The 15766-nt window shown below is 69.5% G+C and carries 13 protein-coding genes and 4 pseudogenes; 10 read left to right on the top strand and 7 right to left on the bottom strand.

What is annotated here, in order from left to right; translation table 11 throughout:
* Nucleotides 1-31 precede the first annotated feature (31 nt).
* Nucleotides 32-959: pseudogene (locus tag ACIGO6_RS36595) on the top strand (SIS domain-containing protein).
* Here the strand turns inward: ACIGO6_RS36595 and ACIGO6_RS36590 are convergent.
* Nucleotides 845-1978 (bottom strand): FAD-dependent oxidoreductase, encoded by a 1134-nt coding sequence (locus ACIGO6_RS36590; protein ID WP_399884167.1) that lies wholly within the window; start codon nucleotides 1976-1978, stop codon nucleotides 845-847. The pseudogene ACIGO6_RS36595 and the gene ACIGO6_RS36590 overlap by 115 nt on opposite strands.
* Nucleotides 1979-2174: 196 nt before the next feature.
* Here ACIGO6_RS36590 and ACIGO6_RS36585 point away from each other — a divergent pair, with 196 nt between their 5' ends.
* A complete protein-coding gene (locus ACIGO6_RS36585; protein ID WP_399884165.1) occupies nucleotides 2175-2801 on the top strand; it encodes a TetR/AcrR family transcriptional regulator in 627 nt (208 codons plus the stop codon).
* Between the two features lie 197 nt (nucleotides 2802-2998).
* On the opposite strand, the gene ACIGO6_RS36580 is transcribed toward ACIGO6_RS36585, so the two are convergent.
* The 3 genes from ACIGO6_RS36580 to ACIGO6_RS36570 all read right to left on the bottom strand — a co-directional run bounded on the left by ACIGO6_RS36580 (nucleotide 2999) and on the right by ACIGO6_RS36570 (nucleotide 4617).
* Nucleotides 2999-3139, bottom strand: a complete 141-nt coding sequence (locus ACIGO6_RS36580) for a DUF4265 domain-containing protein (protein ID WP_399884163.1) — start codon at nucleotides 3137-3139, stop codon at nucleotides 2999-3001.
* A 153-nt stretch (nucleotides 3140-3292) separates the two neighbouring features.
* A complete protein-coding gene (locus ACIGO6_RS36575; protein ID WP_399884161.1) occupies nucleotides 3293-3949 on the bottom strand; it encodes a Fic family protein in 657 nt (218 codons plus the stop codon).
* Nucleotides 3946-4617 (bottom strand): hypothetical protein, encoded by a 672-nt coding sequence (locus ACIGO6_RS36570; protein WP_399884159.1) that lies wholly within the window; start codon nucleotides 4615-4617, stop codon nucleotides 3946-3948. Before ACIGO6_RS36570 ends, ACIGO6_RS36575 begins: the two co-directional genes overlap by 4 nt.
* A gap of 410 nt (nucleotides 4618-5027) precedes the next feature.
* Between ACIGO6_RS36570 and ACIGO6_RS36565 the strand changes: the two are divergent.
* Nucleotides 5028-5750: pseudogene (locus ACIGO6_RS36565) on the top strand (MerR family transcriptional regulator); the annotation flags it as partial.
* 7 nt (nucleotides 5751-5757) lie between these two features.
* On the top strand, nucleotides 5758-6597 hold the full coding sequence (locus ACIGO6_RS36560; protein ID WP_399884157.1) for a hypothetical protein: 840 nt from the start codon (nucleotides 5758-5760) through the stop codon (nucleotides 6595-6597).
* Between the two features lie 87 nt (nucleotides 6598-6684).
* On the opposite strand, the gene ACIGO6_RS36555 is transcribed toward ACIGO6_RS36560, so the two are convergent.
* A complete protein-coding gene (locus ACIGO6_RS36555; protein WP_399884155.1) occupies nucleotides 6685-7365 on the bottom strand; it encodes an SMI1/KNR4 family protein in 681 nt (226 codons plus the stop codon).
* A 605-nt stretch (nucleotides 7366-7970) separates the two neighbouring features.
* Here ACIGO6_RS36555 and abc-f point away from each other — a divergent pair.
* The 4 genes from abc-f to ACIGO6_RS36535 all read left to right on the top strand — a co-directional run bounded on the left by abc-f (nucleotide 7971) and on the right by ACIGO6_RS36535 (nucleotide 12809).
* Nucleotides 7971-9605, top strand: a complete 1635-nt coding sequence (gene abc-f, locus ACIGO6_RS36550) for a ribosomal protection-like ABC-F family protein (protein WP_399884153.1) — start codon at nucleotides 7971-7973, stop codon at nucleotides 9603-9605.
* A gap of 79 nt (nucleotides 9606-9684) precedes the next feature.
* Nucleotides 9685-11304 (top strand): ABC-F family ATP-binding cassette domain-containing protein, encoded by a 1620-nt coding sequence (locus ACIGO6_RS36545; protein WP_399884151.1) that lies wholly within the window; start codon nucleotides 9685-9687, stop codon nucleotides 11302-11304.
* Nucleotides 11305-11501: 197 nt separating this feature from the next.
* Nucleotides 11502-12242, top strand: coding sequence for a class I SAM-dependent DNA methyltransferase (locus tag ACIGO6_RS36540; protein ID WP_399884149.1), 741 nt, complete (start codon nucleotides 11502-11504; stop codon nucleotides 12240-12242).
* A 165-nt stretch (nucleotides 12243-12407) separates the two neighbouring features.
* On the top strand, nucleotides 12408-12809 hold the full coding sequence (locus ACIGO6_RS36535) for a DUF6896 domain-containing protein (RefSeq protein ID WP_399884147.1): 402 nt from the start codon (nucleotides 12408-12410) through the stop codon (nucleotides 12807-12809).
* Nucleotides 12810-12814: 5 nt separating this feature from the next.
* Here ACIGO6_RS36535 and ACIGO6_RS36530 read toward each other — a convergent pair.
* Nucleotides 12815-13183 (bottom strand): annotated as a pseudogene (locus ACIGO6_RS36530) (transposase); the annotation flags it as partial.
* Between the two features lie 4 nt (nucleotides 13184-13187).
* Between ACIGO6_RS36530 and ACIGO6_RS36525 the strand changes: the two are divergent.
* Nucleotides 13188-13616, top strand: a pseudogene (locus tag ACIGO6_RS36525) (pectinesterase family protein); the annotation flags it as partial.
* A 604-nt stretch (nucleotides 13617-14220) separates the two neighbouring features.
* On the opposite strand, the gene ACIGO6_RS36520 reads toward ACIGO6_RS36525, so the two are convergent.
* Nucleotides 14221-14853 (bottom strand): TetR/AcrR family transcriptional regulator, encoded by a 633-nt coding sequence (locus ACIGO6_RS36520; RefSeq protein ID WP_399884145.1) that lies wholly within the window; start codon nucleotides 14851-14853, stop codon nucleotides 14221-14223.
* Nucleotides 14854-14902: 49 nt separating this feature from the next.
* On the opposite strand from ACIGO6_RS36520, the gene ACIGO6_RS36515 reads away from it, so the two are divergent.
* A complete protein-coding gene (locus ACIGO6_RS36515) occupies nucleotides 14903-15667 on the top strand; it encodes an SDR family NAD(P)-dependent oxidoreductase (RefSeq protein ID WP_399884143.1) in 765 nt (254 codons plus the stop codon).
* Nucleotides 15668-15766: the final 99 nt, after the last annotated feature.

The following is a 15766-nucleotide window of genomic DNA, read 5'->3' as shown; positions in this document are numbered from 1 at the left end:
CGGGAGAGAGCGGCACGTCCGGGCCGCGCGTATAGAGATTGACGACCAGCCGTCGTGCTGGTCGCGGGTCACGGCCATAGCGGCCGGTGCCGGCAAGGCCGCGCTCCCGGCCCCGGGCGAGGAGGTCGCCGTCGTCGGCTGCGGCACCTCGTGGTTCATGGCCCAGTCGTACGCCGCTCTGCGCGAAGGCTCCGGACACGGCCGCACCGACGCCTTCGCCGCGTCGCAGTTCCCGGCCGGCCGCCGCTACGACCGTGTGCTGGCGCTGACCCGGTCGGGCACCACCACCGAGGTTCTCGATCTTCTGGGGCGGCTGCGCGGCACCACCGTCACCGGCGTGATCACAGCGGACGACACCACCCCCCGTCGTCGGCAGCGTCGACCACGTCCTCGCGCTCCCCTTCGCCGACGAGCGCTCGGTGGTGCAGACCCGGTTCGCCACGACGGCGCTCGCCCTGCTGCGCACCCACCTCGGTGAGGACCTCGCGCCGGTCGTGGCGGACGCCCACAGCGCCCTGGCCGACCCTCTCGACACCGCCGTGGTGGCAGCCGAGCAGTTCACCTTCCTCGGCAGCGGATGGACGTGCGGACTCGCCGACGAGGCGGCGCTCAAGATGCGTGAGGTCGCCGGGGCGTGGACCGAGAGCTACCCGGCGATGGAGTACCGCCACGGTCCCATCAGCATCGCCGCCCTCGACCGTGTGGTGTGGGCCCTCGGCTCCCTCCCGGACGGGCTCGCCGAGGACGTCGCCCGCACCGGCGCCACCCGTCTCTGTGTGTTGCTCCCCCGCGTACGGGCGCGCGGCCTTGCCTGCATTCCGCGGGCCCTTTCCGGAGCCGAGGCTCAATGGTTGTCAGCGGTGGCGAAGTCGGGCAGCTCGGTGGACAGCAGGTGGTCGGCGGCGCCGTCGAGGAGCTGGGCCGTCTCCGTGGAGCGGGGGAGCATGGTCTTCTCGTAGGCCTGGATGGCTTGGTCGATGGTGGGGTGGCGTGCGATGGCGAGGGCTAGCTCGCAGGCGTCCAGCATGGCGAGGTTGACGCCGACGCCCAGCGGGGGCATGAGATGGGCGGCGTCGCCGAGCAGGGCCACCGTGGGGTTGTGCTCCCAGGTGTGGGGGACGGGCAGGGCGAAGATCGGGCGGTCGACGTAGAAGCCGTCGTTGTCGGTGATCAGCTGACGCAGGCGGGGTGACCAGTCGCGGTACCGTTCCACGAGGTGAGCGCGGATGCCGCTGGTGTCCTGGGGTGTGAGGCCGCTCGCGGTGATCCAGTCGGCCGGGACACGCTGGATGAGGTAGACGCGGATGTGGTCGCCGCTGTTGCGCTGGGCGAACAGGCCGCGGTCGCCGTCCGCCGCGGCGGCACTGCCCTGGCCGACGAGCTCGGCGATGTCGGGGTGGCGGGTCGAGACGTCGTGGAACCAGGCTTCCAGGAAGCTCACACCGCTGTACTGGGGCGTGGCCTGGGAGACGGCGCGGCGGACCTTGGACCATGCGCCGTCGGCGCCAATGACGAGGTCGCATTCGATGATGGTGCCGTTCGTGAAGTGCAACTGCCGAGGGCCTTCTTCGGGGCCGCTGATGGTCCGGAGGGTGTGGTCCCAGCGCACGGTGCCGGGCTGAAGCGAGTTGAGCAGGAGGCCGCGCAGCTGGCCGCGGTCGATTTCCGGCTTGAACCTCTCGTCCTGCTCGGGGACGTGGTGGAAGAGGATCGTGCCGGCGGGGTCCACCTGACGCATCTCCTGCCCCTCGGGGCGGGCCAGTTGGAAGAACTGCTCCAGGAGGCCGGCTTCGTGCAGGGCGATTTGGCCGTTGTCGGCGTGCAGGTCGAGGGTGCCGCCCTGGTCGCGGGCCTGAAGGCCGGCGTCGCGGTCGTAGACGGCGGCGGTGACGCCGTGCCGCTGCAGGATGCGGGCGCAGGTCAGGCCGCCGGGGCCGGCGCCGATGATGGCGATGCGGGGTGAGGTGGTGATGGGCATGAGGTGCTCCGTTCGTCTGTGGGGAAGTGGGGTGTCTGTCGTGGCCGCTGAGCCGGAGGGACGGCGGGGTCTCGTCGAGGGGGAGAGGGGGCGCCGGGCGGTGCCGCGCAGCCGCCGCTCAACAAAAGCACATCAACTAAATAAGTGCAACGGTTCAACTTTTGGAGTTGGTTAATCGAAGAGGTAGGGTGTCGTCATGTCCAGCACGACGACCGGCTCTGCGGCAGATGCCTCTCCTGCGCCGACGGGGCGCCGCGAGCGCAAGAAGGCCGCCACCCGACAGGCCATCGCCGACGCCGCACTGCGCCTGTTTTTGCAGCGCGGATACGACGCGGTCGGCGTCCGCGAGATCGCGGACGCCGCAGATGTGTCCACCACCACGCTGTTCAAGCACTTCCCGGTCAAGGAAGCCCTCGTCTTCGACGAGGAGGCCGACCAGGAGGCCAGCCTGCTCGCCGTTGTCCGCGAGCGGCCCGAGGGCCAGTCCATCCCCGCCGCGCTGCGCGAACACGCCCTGACCACCCGACTGGCCTCCGCCGACGGCGACGCTCGCTTCACCGCCTTCACCAACCTGGTGGCCGGCACGCCCGCGCTGCGCGACTACGCCCAGAACATGTGGCTGCGCCACACCACCGCACTCGCCCAGGCCATCGCCGAGGAGAGCGGCCTCGCCGCGGACGACCCCGCCTGCACCGTCCTGGCGCACTTCGCCCTCGAAGCCCCCCGCGCGGCCTACACCCGTGACAACCCCCGCCAGGTCGTCACCCGGGCCTTCGATCTCCTGGAAAACGGCTGGAGCACGCTCGCCCGATCGAAAGCGTGAGCAAGCCCTTGTGTCCGTGCCCCTCCCACATCGGCCACTCCGTGATGGCTGGCAAGGCGGGGAGGCCGCCGAGTCGACCCAGAGCGTAGCCACGGCCCGCTGACAGAGGCTCGGCGACCCTTGCCGCACCGTGCGCAGCTGTTCAGTCCGTGGCCGTGGATCTCCGGGCGGCGGTTACGCATGCTTCCTCCCAGGTGTCACCATCCCTGGCCTTCGCCGTGTTCCAGGAGCTTCCGGATGCGCGGCAATCCCGCATCCGGTGGGACATCCAGCGCGACCATCCGGTACCGCTCGATCCCCTCGCCGGTTGTGCCGAGACGGTGGAAGACCTCCAGCACGCTCTGCCGTGCAGCAGTTGAGCGTCGTCCTTCAGCACGATCAGCCGGATGGTGACGGCGATGCCAGTCGGCTCGTCTGCATCTCTTGGACTGTGCGGGTGCTGTCAGTGGCCTCTGTCAGGGCCGACTCGTTGAGCAGGACGTCGAGTTCGTTCATGACAGCCTCCCGTGGGCCTGACGCCGCTCCGCAGCGCTGATCAGGATTCCGAGCAGCACCGCCAGATCGGCTGCGCCCTCTGCGTCGTCGGCCCAGCGGGTGGTCTGCAGTGGGTGAACCTGGTCGAGGAGGACGCCTTCACGTGCCAGGACGAAGGCCAACGCCAGCATGGCCGCGCGGGCGTTGCCGTCCTCGAACGGATGGAAGAAGAGGATGTCGAGGTAGGCCCGGGCAGCGCGTGAGGGCAGGGGCAGATCAGGTTGAGAGCTTTCCGACAGACAGTGCTCGAACAGCGCCTGCGTGTCGGGTGCAAGATCGTAGCGCTCCCGTCCGCCCTTCGCGAAGGCCGGCAGCGCGCGGAAATCGACCCGGTCGTGGCCCAGAAGATCCCGCTGCCACTTCGCCATGAGGGCGAAAGTCAACGGCCGGCCCTGTTCGGCGTCGGCGAAGGCCACGGCGAGGGCGGTCAGGAACCGCGCGGTTCCCTGGCTGTCACGTCCGCCCCGCGTTGCCATGAAGAAGTCCCGGAAGCCGTCGCGGGCCGGTGTTGCAGAGAGAGTGGGCGAGCCGTGCCAGGATGGCCAGGAGATCTCCGTCCGGATGAGCAGCCAGTCGGCGAGGCTGTCCTTCGGCCGGCCGGGCCCGGCAGTCATCTGATTCCGCCCACGCCGCTGGCGAACCGCGAGCTCACGGCATCGACCACCGGAACGTCGGGTGCGATCCAACTGCCGAACCGGCCGCCGACCGCGTTCTTGACGATCTCCTGGGCCTGGCCCTCGTCGATACCGTTGTACGCGAGGAACCATTGGAGGACTTGTATGCAGTGCCCGTACCAGCCGCTCTCGGCCTGGGTACGGTCGGCCACCACGGTGACCAGGCGGGTGCATGCTCGCTCCCAGTACCAGCGGTCCGTCGAAGCCACCGGGGTGTTCCCCGGCGGAGCCAGATCCGCGAACCGTTCCGCCAGGTCCTCCAGCCAGCCACGCCATTCCCGAAGGGCCTCAGCAACCAGTGAGGCTGTCGCATCCGAGGTCGTCACAGAGTCCGATGAACAGCACCACGCCTCAACGACGCCTCCGTCGACGTCGCCCTCGCCAACCGACCAGTTCCATCCGCAGGCCCCTCGGCCGTACTGGCCCCTCAGAAACCCGGTGACGGGATCCAGCGATCGCCAACCATCCTTGCGAGCGACTTCAACGCTGGGCAGCAAGGGCGCGACAAGGCTCGCCAACTCCTCCGCTGCATCGTCGTTCATCTCGAACGGATGTCGAGCCGGATCCACATCTGCCCACGTCAGGGTATGTGCCCACAGTTCACTCACCGCCCCACTCTGCCTTGCGTCGCCACCCTGGCTCCACTCCATATCGAGTGGCCGCCCCATCAGCGGGAAACGATCGTTGGTCTACTGGGAAGCGATCTTCAACCGCGGGTCTGTGTTGCCCGGTCAGAGACACTCGTGAACACCCCGGTGACGGGCGAGGTGCCGACGTAGGCCTTCAACCACGGGCGTCGGGGGGCCACCCCGGCTGGCGGCGCCCTACGCCCGCTTCGCGACCCCGACACAGTGGAATTCGACGAGGACGACGAGGCACAGCGGGAGCAGACTCTGGCCAGATACGTGCGCTGGCGAGGCCGTACCACTCCTGTATGGAGACGCGCCTGACCCGTTTTGCGCCCGACGATGCTTTCGCCCCTTGACCTTGACGCAACGGCAGGGTTTCTACTGGCGGCATGCGAATCGGAGAGATCGCCGCGCTCGTGGGGGTCACCACCCGGGCGATCCGGCATTACCACCACATCGGGCTGCTTCCGGAACCGGAGCGGCGCCCCAACGGCTACCGGGCCTACAGCGTCCGCGACGCCGTCCTGCTCGCCCGGGTGCGCCGGCTCACCGAACTCGGCCTCAGCCTCGACGAAGTGCGCGACGCCCTCGCCGACGACGCCGGGCGCGAACTGACCGAGATATTGGAAGAACTCGACGCCGACCTGGCCCGCCAGGAAGCCGACATCAGGGAGCGCCGCTGCCGGCTCGGCGCCCTGCTCGCCGAGCCGCCCGGCGCGACCGGGCCCGTCTCACCCGCCCTCGCCGCACTGCTGGCGCAGGCCCCCCGAACGGACTCGCCGAGCGCGGCCAAGGACCGTGACTACCTTATGCTGCTGGACGCCACCAGCAGCGGTAACCAAGAGATGTTCGGGCTGCTCGGGACGCTGGTCGCCGATCCCGCGGTTGTCGAACTGTATGAGCGCCTGGACGGGCTCGCCGAAGCCCCCACCGACGATCCGCGCATCGCACCCCTGGCAGCTGACCTGATGGCAGCCGTCCCCGAGGAACTGTTCGCCGCGATCCCCGAGGACGGGGTGGTCGTGACCGGATTCAAGGAGGCGCTGCTCGCCGAGTACACCCCAGCGCAGGCGGAAGTCGTGGGCCGGCTCATGGAGGCTCTCGTGGAAAGGGCCGGGGATGAGCGGCCGGGCAAGGGGCGTACGGGCGGCGCGGGTCGCGGTAGCCGCCGTACTGCCGGGGGAACTGGCACTGGCGGCCTGCCTCGTGGCCGGGGTCCGGCCGCCCGGGTGGGCGCTGGCGGGCGCCGAGGTGCTGGTGCTCGCAGTGCTGCTGCTGGAAGCCTGGGTGCTGCGCTCTCTGTACGTCGCCGCACGCGCCCGCGGCGCGGACCGCCGGGCAGCGCTGCGGGCTGCCGTACGGGAGGCGGTGCCGGCGCCGGTCCGCCGCCTGGTCCTCCACGAGCTGCGCGCCCTCGCCTCCCTGGGGCGGTGGGTCCGGCGCGGCACGCACGGGGTGCGCCCAGGGGACCTCGCTGCCGCGTACACCGGGCCCCAGACCGCGATGATGTACGGGCTGCTCTTCGTGATGGTGATCGAGACGGTGGGCCTGGCCTTCCTCATCCCTTGGCCCGTGGTCCACCGGGTGATCCTGGTACTCGACCTGTACGGCGTCGTCCTCGTACTGGCACTGCACGCCGCCTGCGTCACCCGGCCGCACGTCGTGCGCCCCGACGGTTCTCTGCGGATCCGCTACGGAGCCCTCTTCGACCTCGCCGTACCGCCGGACGCGGTCGCCTCGGTCCGGGTCGACCGTCGCTATCCCGAGGGTGGCCTTATCACCCTGTCCGAGGACGGGGTCCTCGACCTGATCGTTGGCAGCCAGACCTCGGTGACCCTGGAGCTGAACCGGCCACTTCCCTTCACCCGCCCGCTTGGCGCAACGGAAGAGGCCCACACCATCCGCTTCCATGCCGACGACCCGCGTGCACTGGTCAGCGCACTCCGTCAGCCCGCCTGAACACACAGTTCGGTCTTCGCCGCGACGCGGCGCCGGGCAAGGCGCGTCGATCGATTGCACGTTCGATAACGAAGCACTACTAGCTAGCTAGGCTGCTTCCAGCGCTGTGAGCTCGGCGTGACGCAGCCAGTCGGTGTACCAGCGAGCGAAGGTCACTGGAGTCCCGTCGTCGCTCCGAAGTGGGGCCAGGTCGGCCTCGTCCGCACGATCGTCGGTCCACATCGTGCCTTGATGCGCGCCGCTGATCACCAGCCAGTCACGCAGGGCGCAGCCGCGGTGGGAGATGACGATGGCACCGACGGTGCGATCGGGGTTGAACATGACGGCGTCCCAGCGTTCGTCCCACGCCTCGATGGCGTCGTCGAACTCTTCGACTTCGTCGAAGTCCTCTTCCTTGGGGCACTGGGCGGCCAGTTCCTCCAGTAGCTTCGGGTCCGGCCCCTGCTCGGGAAACGGCTCGGCAAGCCGGGACAGATCTGCCAGCTCGGCGCCATCACCCTCCCACCGCCAGCGGCCTTGCACTCGCCGCACCGGGAACACGCCATACGCGGGACCGGCGCCACCCGCGCCGACACACAGGAGGAAGGTCCGGAATTCCTCTGGCAGCCGCACCTTCATCTGCGCCTCGAGCTCTGCGAGCTCGGTGTGGCTGAGCGGCTGCTCCAGAACCCAGTTGTGCCCCAAGGCCCCGAACACCTCGTTGCTCGCGGGGGATGCCCCCAAGGCCTCGACCCGTTGACGCATGCCCGCCCATTGCTGATCAGTCATGTGCAAAAGGTAGGTGCCGCCACCGACACCGGGATCGACAGGCCCCTCCTGGGAGCCAGGTGGGGCCGATTCACACCGTTCCTACCGGAGCCAGATGAAGCCGTCGCAGCGGGGTCAAAGAAGACCGTCCTGGACAGGCAAGCGGAGCAGGGCCAGGCTGGCCGTGCACGAGCAGAAGGCCGGCGGAACCTGGCTCTCCCGCTTCCGCAGGTGGCGCGACCACACCTCGGCTGTCAATGGCGGCTGCCAGTCTGAACGGATGGACCGTGATGGCGAGTAGCTGCTACGCCGCCGGGTCTACGGCGCCGACCACGACCACCCCGGCCCGCGGCCCGACCCGACCGGCGACCCGGCATCGTTCCCTCGGCTTGAAGTCGGCCGCCCGAGGCGAGTGTTATCCTGCGAAGCGACATTTGCCGTCAACCGAGGAGTCACAGACGTGGTGGGTGAAGACGACATTTCCGGGTGAGATCCGGATCTGACGGCCACCGGCCGGCGCCAGCGGGTGCTGCAGCCGAGGTGGTCCGTTTCGTCGTACCACTTTTCCCACGTCTGCCCAGAGGCAGAGGACCAAGCTCTGCCCTCAGTACCTCCGAGGTCCTCACATGTCCGACGTCGCCATCGTCTGCTCGAACCTCTCCTTCGCCTGGCCCGACGACACCCCGGTCTTCCACGACCTGTCCTTCTCCGTGACCCCCGGCCGTACGGGCATGGTCGCCCCCAACGGGTCCGGCAAGTCCACCCTGCTCAAACTGATCGCCGGTGAACTGGGACCCGCCACCGGATCGGTGTCCGTCAGCGGCACGCTCGGCTACCTCCCGCAGAGCCTGCCCCTGACCGGGAACCTCACGGTCGCCGAGGTGCTCGGCATCGCCGACGTGATCCGCGCCCTGGACGCCGTGGAGTCCGGCGACGTCGACGAAACGCACTTCACCACCATCGGCGACGACTGGGACATCGAGGATCGCACCCGAGCCCAGCTCGACCGACTGGGCCTGGCCGACCTCACCCTGGACCGCAGCCTGAGCACGCTCAGCGGCGGCCAGATCGTCTCCCTCGGCCTCGCGGCCCAGCTGCTCAAGCGCCCCGACGTCCTCCTGCTCGACGAACCCACCAACAACCTCGACCCCGAGGCCCGGCACAAGCTGTACGACGTCCTGTCGGACTTCAACGGCTGCCTGCTCCTGGTCAGCCACGACCGCGCCCTGCTCGACCGGATGGAACGCATCGCCGAACTCGGCAGTGACGAGCTGCGCATGTACGGAGGCAACTTCACCGAGTACCAGGAGGCCGTACGCGCCGAGCAGGAGGTCGCCGAGAAGAACGTCCGCAACGCCGAACAGGAGCTGAAGCGGGAGAAGCGGGAGATGCAGCAGGCCCGCGAACGCGCCGAGCGCCGCGCGAGCAACGCCGCCAAGAACCTCAAGAACGCCGGTCTGCCCCGCATCTTCGCCGGCAACATGAAGCGGGGCGCGCAGGAGTCCGCCGGCCGGGCCGGGCAGATGCACGCCACCCGGGTCAGCGAGGCCAAGGCCCGCCTCGACGAGGCCGGGCGCGCCCTGCGCGAGGAGCAGCGCCTCACCCTGGAACTGCCCGACACCCAGGTGCCCGCCGGCCGTAACCTGTTCCTCGGCGAGGACATGCAAGTGCGTCTCGGCGACCAGGACGTGTTCGCCGCGAACGGCGTCGACCTGACGATCCGCGGTCCGGAACGCATCGCGCTGACCGGCCCCAACGGTGCGGGAAAGACCACCCTGATGCGCCTTGTCACCGGCGACCTCACGCCGGAGAGCGGGGAGATCAAGCGCAACGACGGCCGCATCGCCTACCTCTCGCAGCGCCTGGACCTGCTGGACCTGGACCGAACCGTGGCGGAGAACTTCGCCCAGTACGCCCCGGAACGGCCCGAGGCCGAGCGCATGAACCTGCTCGCCCGCTTCCTCTTCCGGGGCCCGCGGGCACACCTGCCGGTCGGAGTGCTCTCAGGCGGCGAGCGACTGCGCGCCACCCTCGCCTGCGTCCTGTGCGCCGAACCCGCCCCGCACCTGCTCCTGCTCGACGAGCCGACCAACAACCTGGACCTGGTCAGTACGGGCCAGTTGGAGAGTGCGCTCAACTCCTACCAGGGCGCCTTCCTGGTGGTCAGCCACGATGAACGGTTCCTCGCCGAGGTCGGGATCAGCCGGTGGCTGCGGCTGGCCGACGGGAAGCTCACGGCGACGGGAGCCCACACGGTGTGATCCGCCGGTGTGTGATGTGGCCCGCTCCGAGGCTCCCGTGCCCGGCGGGCCGACCACCGACCCCATCGGACGGACACCCATGACCCCACCTGCCCTGCTCGCCCACGACCTCGTCCGCTTCCTGGGCGGCCGACCCGTCCTCGACGGCGTGTCCCTCACCGCGTCCCCCGGCCACCGCATCGGGCTGATCGGCGAGAACGGCGTCGGAAAGTCCACCCTGCTGCGAGTGCTGGCCGGCGTGGACGAACCCGACGCGGGCAGCGTCACCCGCCCCGGCGACCTCGGCTTCCTGCACCAGGAAATGCCGTTCGACGCGGCCTCGACCATCGCCGCCGTGCTGGACGAGGCGCTCCGCGAGGCCCGCGAGGAACTCGCGGAACTGGACCGGCTGGGTGAGGAACTCGCCCGCGTTCCCGAGGACGACCCCGGCCACCAGGAACTCCTCGACACCTACGGCAAGCGTCTGGAACAGGCCCAGGACCGGGAGTACTGGGACGCCGACCGCCGCGCCGCCCTGGTCCTGGACGGTCTGGGTCTCGCCGCCGTCGGGCACGACCGTACGCTCGGCTCGCTCTCCGGTGGCCAGCGTGGACGCCTGGCCCTGGCCGCGCTGCTCGTACGCCGGCCCTCGGCGATCCTGCTCGACGAGCCGACCAACCACCTCGACGACGGCGCCGCCGCCTTCCTGGAGGAACAGGTCCGCTCCCTGCCCGGGACCGCGGTGGTCGCCAGCCACGACCGGGCGTTCCTCGACGCCGTCTGCACCGACGTGATCGACCTCGACCCGGCGGTGGACGGCCCGGTCCGCTACGGCGGCAACTACAGCTCCTACCTGTCAGAGAAGCGTGCCGAGCGGGAACGCTGGCAACGGCGCTACACCGAGGAACAGCAGGAGCTGGACGCACTGCGCGAGTCGGCGGGCGTGAGCGCGCACCGGGTCGCCCCGGACCGGGGCCGTACCGACAACGAGAAGATGGGCTACGGCCACCGGGCCGGTCGGGTGCAGAACCAGATCTCCCGCCGGGTGCGCAACGCCACCCGGCGGCTGGAGGAGCTGGAGCGCAGCCAGGTCCCCGAGCCGCCGCATCCCCTGCGGTTCGCCGCCGGGGACCTGGCGGCACGGGCGGAGGAGGGTCCGCATCCGCTGGTGGCCATGAAGGACGTACGGGTGCCGAAGCGGCTCGCGCTGAAGGACCTCGAGGTGTCGGCGACCGACCGGCTGCTCGTCACGGGCGGCAACGGAGCGGGCAAGTCGACGCTGCTCGCCGTGCTCGCCGGGCGTCTGCGGGTCGCCGAGGGCGAGGTGAGCAGGCGGCGCCGGCTGTCGGTGGGGCTGCTCACCCAGGACACCGTGTTCGACCGGCCCGAGCGTACGGTCCGCGACACCTACGAGTCGTCGCTGGGCCCCGCGCGGGCGGAGAAGGTACCGCTCGGCTCGCTCGGCCTGATGCACGAGGCGGACCTGGCCAAGCCGGTCGGCCAGCTGTCCGTGGGGCAACGCCGGCGGCTGGCGCTGGCGCTGCTGGTGGCCCGCCCACCCCAACTGCTGCTCCTCGACGAGCCCACGAACCATCTGTCGCCCCGCCTGTGCGACGAACTGGAGGAGGCGCTGGGCACCGGGCCCGGCGCGATCGTGGTCGCCAGCCACGACCGCTGGCTGCGGCGGCGGTGGCGGGGCCGCGAGGTCCAGCTGCCGTGACGTGACAACAGAAGGCAGAGGGGATGTCGGCCGGCGGGATCCACGGATCACACTGGCCGATTTCATGATCCGGGGTGAGGGGTGGTGCGGCCGAAGCCGTGGGAAGGCGACGACGAGTCGTTGGCGGTGCACGCGGCTGCGCCGCGGAGAACAAATCCGTCGACAGCGCCCCTCGGCACCCGGCAAAGTGGCTGTCCGTGACGAGCAGTGAACTGTGGACCCGTGCGACCGCCGACCGCTACGACGCCGAGGAGACCGAAGCGTCCTCGGCTGCCGTTCTCGGACCGACTCTCGCCTTTCTCGCCGAGCTCGCCGGAGACGGCCGGGCACTGGAGTTCGCCATCGGAACCGGACGCGTGGGAGTCCCGCTCCGGGAACGCGGCGTGCCAGTAGTGGGCATCGAACTGTCCGAGCACATGGCAGCGGTACTGCGGCGCAAGATCGACGAGGAGACGCTCCCGGTAGTCATCGGGGACATGGCCACCACCGTCGTTCCCGGTGAGTTCACTCTCGTCTATCTCGTCTACAACACCATCACGAACCTGCTCACACAGGACGAGCAGGTCGAGTGCTTCCGCAACGCCGCACGGCATCTTGAGCCCGGCGGCCGATTCGTCATCGAGCTGGGTGTGCCGCCGCTGCGGTTCCTGCCGCCCGGCCAGGTCGCGGTGCCGTTCGATGTCTCCGAGCGGCATCTCGGCTTCGACACCTTCGACCTGGTCGAGCAGATTCTCGTCTCGCACCACCTCACCCGCGACGGCGACGACGGCCGCTACCGCCGCGAGAACTCCCGGCACCGGTACGCCTGGCCGGCAGAGCTCGACCTGATGGCACGGATCGCCGGGCTCGAGCTGGAACGTCGGGTCGCGGACTGGGACGAGGCTCCGTTCACCCAGGACTCCGCGAAGCACATCTCCGTGTGGCGCAAGCCAACCTGAGGTGCCTGTGCTTGGAACTACTCCTGTTGGGAGTTCAGCCGTCGCCAGTGGATCAGTGCGCATCGGAGGGTGAGTAACTGATCCTTTCAGAATGCCGTCCTGCGGAGACGTTGGCGGCCCATGGAACAATCCCCTCAGTCACGGGCTCAGGGGGGGTGACGCCGTGTGGAACGGGTTGGGGCTGGGCGGGACCTCGTACGCGGTTACGTCGACGCTCTGAACGCAGTCGACGAGGCCATGAAGGCAGCGATCCCCTCGCTTGAGCGACTCGCAGACGTTCTCGGCCTGGTCCGTTCGCGCCGTATCAGCCGGAGTGGGCAGGTCGGCACCTACGCATACACGGTTCACGGGGCCGGGTGCCGCTTCGCCAACGGCAACGGCACCGAGATCGATGTGGACTTCGCGGTCGACGGGAGCCAAATCTTCGACCTCTGGCGGCTGCACTGGTACGGGCTGAGCCTGCCCGAGCCTTTTGACGTCACGGATCAGGACCTGCGGACCGCGGTGCGATCCCTGCAACCGCTTCTGACCGAGGTACGACCAGGCTGGTTCAGCGTAGCCAACTGATCGCGTCAGGATGAGGTGCGCAGGCGGCGCAGGCACATCAGGCTGCAAGCCGGTTCGAGCAGGCCCTGATGAAGATCGGCGCGTCGTTCGTAGCGGGTGCGGAGCCGTTTGAACTGGTACAGCCAGGCGAAGGCGCGCTCGACCACCCAGCGCACCGTGCCCAGTCCGGAACCGTGAGCGACGCCGCGGCGCGCGATCAACGGCTTGATGCCGCGCTTCCACAGCAGGCGGCGGTACTTGTCGAAGTCGTAGCCCCGGTCGGCATGCAGGCGCCGGGGCTTGCGGCGGGGACGCCCCCGCAGACCCCGTATCGGCGGGACGGCGTCGAGCAGTGGCAGGAGCTGGGTGACGTCGTGCCGGTTGCCGCTGGTCAGGGCGAGCCACCAGGCCGTCGCCCTGCGCACCGCCGCGGACAAGGTCTTCCTCGACGGCGTCTTCGTCACCGGCGACCATGACAGCCTGCTCCTCGACACGGCCGCCAGGGACAAGCTCGGCCGCGTCTACGTCTCCAACTCCTACGTCCTCGGCAACGTCGACTTCATCTTCGGCCGCGCCACAGCCGTGATCGACCGCTCCGTCATCACCCTGCGCAAGCGCTGGGACGGCTCCTCCGCCGGTTACATCACCGCCCCCAGCACGGCCGCCGACCGGAAGGGCCTCCTCATCGCCAACTCCACGGTCAACGGCGATGTCTCGAGCGACTCCTTCTACCTGGGCCGCCCCTGGCACGCGGGCGGCGACACGACCCTGGTCCCGCAGACGACGGTCCGCAACACAAGCCCCGCACGGGCCCTGCTCGGATCACCTTCCTGATGGACCACGACGTCTCGCCCCGCCTTCGGCCAGGTGACCACGCCCTCATTGCCATCCCCGGACACGCAAGCAGCCCTGACATCTGGAGCACAGACGAAAAGCAGATCGCCCACGACCGCGCCTGGATCCTCGCAGGGCTCGAGGAATCCCGCACGCTCACCTGCGACCAGGTCCCCGCCTCCGACTGACCCCAGCCGGGCGGTCTTGACGACGTGCTTCTCCCCGCGGCGCCTGCCTGCTCCTGGCAGTGGGAGAGCTGGGCAACCCACCTCCGCGTCGGCGGCGTGTTCCTGAAGTGCCGGTTGCCCCGGACGCAGACGCCTTCGCGCTGGGCGTGGTCTGCCACCTCCAGGCGCGCCTGGACGAACGCAGCGCCCGCATTGAGGACCTGTACGGCATCGACGAGGAGGTGGCGGGCGACGGCGTGGACGCGGCCGGCGACATCACCGCCCCGACCGCAAGGCCCGGCGTGCCAACGCGCGGTCGGCGCATGGCTTTGTTCACGAGTGTCGACAGCGATTGTTCAGCACTTCGGGAGGCACTGACACCGCGCTGTGTTCGATGGTCAAGGGAGGTGACAGCGCCCGATCCGGGCGCTTCAGTCCTTCCGGTGGGTGGCGACGGCGTCATCACCGAAGGAGGCGGTGAGTGCCCGTGCGATCAGGTCGGGCAGTCTGGTGCGTCCGTCGTCTTCGACCCAGCGCGTCAGCGCCGTGTGCATCGCGGCCAGGCAGGCGCTGGTAGCGGCTTGGGCGCGGAACGCGGCGTCGGGATCGGTCGCATCCTTCCCGAGAGCTTCGACGATGGCCTGTTGTAGCGCGTACTGGCTGTCCAGATGCCGGGCCCGCAGCGCGGGCGTTGAGACCATGAGCCGGAGGCAGTCCAGCAGGAACCGTTCGTTCGCCGCCTGTTCGTCCCCGTTGCCGCCGGTCGAGGCGGTGGCCGCGTCGACGAGGGCGCTGCCGATGCGGCGCACCAGAGGTTGCGTTGCTGACGACGCGGCAACGTGCTCGGCGATGAGCTGGGCGGGCTGGTCAATGAGGACGAGGTCCTCCTTGGTGGGAAAGTGTCGGTACACGGTCATTGACGAGACGCCGGCAGCCCCGGCCACGTCGGCCACCGTCACCGCGTCGTAGCCGTGGTCGGTGAACAGCCGCACCGCGTGCGCCTGGACCAGGCGCCGCGTCTCGGAGCGCCGTCGTTCCCGCAGGTTTGGTTGCCGCTCACTCATGTGTTAGACACTACCATCATGTTAGTGGCTAACGAAATGGGGTGAAGGCGTGGGTGATCTGATGGGCAGAACGGCTCTGGTGACGGGTGCTTCGCGCGGCATCGGGCAGGCAATCGCGGCTCGGCTGGCGGCCGAAGGAGCCACGGTCATCGTGCACTTCGGCTCGGATGAGAGCGGGGCTGCGGCAGTGCTCGACGCGATGGAACGCGCCGGTGGGACCGGCTTTGCCGTCCGAGCCGAACTGGGCGTGGACGGCGACGTCGAGACCCTCTTCGCCGGCGTGGAGGCCGGCTTGGACGGTCGGCCGCTCGACATCGTCGTCAACAACGCAGCGGCCGCACCGGCCGGCGCGCTCGGCGTGACCACCCGGGCGGAGTTCGACCACTTGTTCGCGGTGAACGTGCGAGCACCGTACTTCATCATCGAGCGTGCACTGCCTCTGTTGCGCGAGGGCGCCCGGATCATCTCGGTCTCGTCAGTGGCAACCCGGATGGCCAACTCGTCCCAGACATCCTTCGCCATGACGAAGGGCGCGATCGAGACGATGACCAAAACCCTCGCCAACCAACTCGGTCCTCGGGGGATAACGGTGAACGCGGTCGCTCCTGGGGCCACCAGGACAGCGACTAACGCAGCCGTCTTCGACGTGCCGGGCCTCACCGAACAGATAACCGGCATGACAGCACTCAACCGGCTGGGCGCGCCCGACGATGTAGCCGATGTGGTCGCCTTCCTCGCCTCCGATGCCGCCCGCTGGGTCACCGGGCAGATCCTCGACGCGAGCGGTGGCCTGTTCCTCGGTCCACGCATCTGACCGACGAGGGCTGAGCGAAGGCGGCGCAGGTGTAGTTCCACCTAGCCTTCCGGCTCCGTGGCATCCGGCCACGGAGCCCGCGCGGAACTCCTTCGGCGG

This window comes from Streptomyces sp. NPDC053750 (assembly GCF_044544295.1).
GTDB lineage: Bacteria > Actinomycetota > Actinomycetes > Streptomycetales > Streptomycetaceae > Streptomyces.
The sequence above is the reverse complement of the archived record's forward strand: the minus strand, read 5'-3'. Positions and strand labels throughout refer to the sequence as shown.

Excerpts from the sequence above, each read along its gene's own strand:
- ACIGO6_RS36590 (WP_399884167.1), bottom strand. The coding sequence starts at position 1,978 with ATGCCCATCACCACCTCACCCCGCATCGCCATCATCGGCGCCGGCCCC.
- ACIGO6_RS36585 (WP_399884165.1), top strand. The coding sequence starts at position 2,175 with ATGTCCAGCACGACGACCGGCTCTGCGGCAGATGCCTCTCCTGCGCCG.
- ACIGO6_RS36575 (WP_399884161.1), bottom strand. The coding sequence starts at position 3,949 with ATGACTGCCGGGCCCGGCCGGCCGAAGGACAGCCTCGCCGACTGGCTG.
- ACIGO6_RS36560 (WP_399884157.1), top strand. The coding sequence starts at position 5,758 with ATGAGCGGCCGGGCAAGGGGCGTACGGGCGGCGCGGGTCGCGGTAGCC.
- ACIGO6_RS36555 (WP_399884155.1), bottom strand. The coding sequence starts at position 7,365 with ATGACTGATCAGCAATGGGCGGGCATGCGTCAACGGGTCGAGGCCTTG.
- abc-f (WP_399884153.1), top strand. The coding sequence starts at position 7,971 with ATGTCCGACGTCGCCATCGTCTGCTCGAACCTCTCCTTCGCCTGGCCC.
- ACIGO6_RS36545 (WP_399884151.1), top strand. The coding sequence starts at position 9,685 with ATGACCCCACCTGCCCTGCTCGCCCACGACCTCGTCCGCTTCCTGGGC.
- ACIGO6_RS36520 (WP_399884145.1), bottom strand. The coding sequence starts at position 14,853 with ATGAGTGAGCGGCAACCAAACCTGCGGGAACGACGGCGCTCCGAGACG.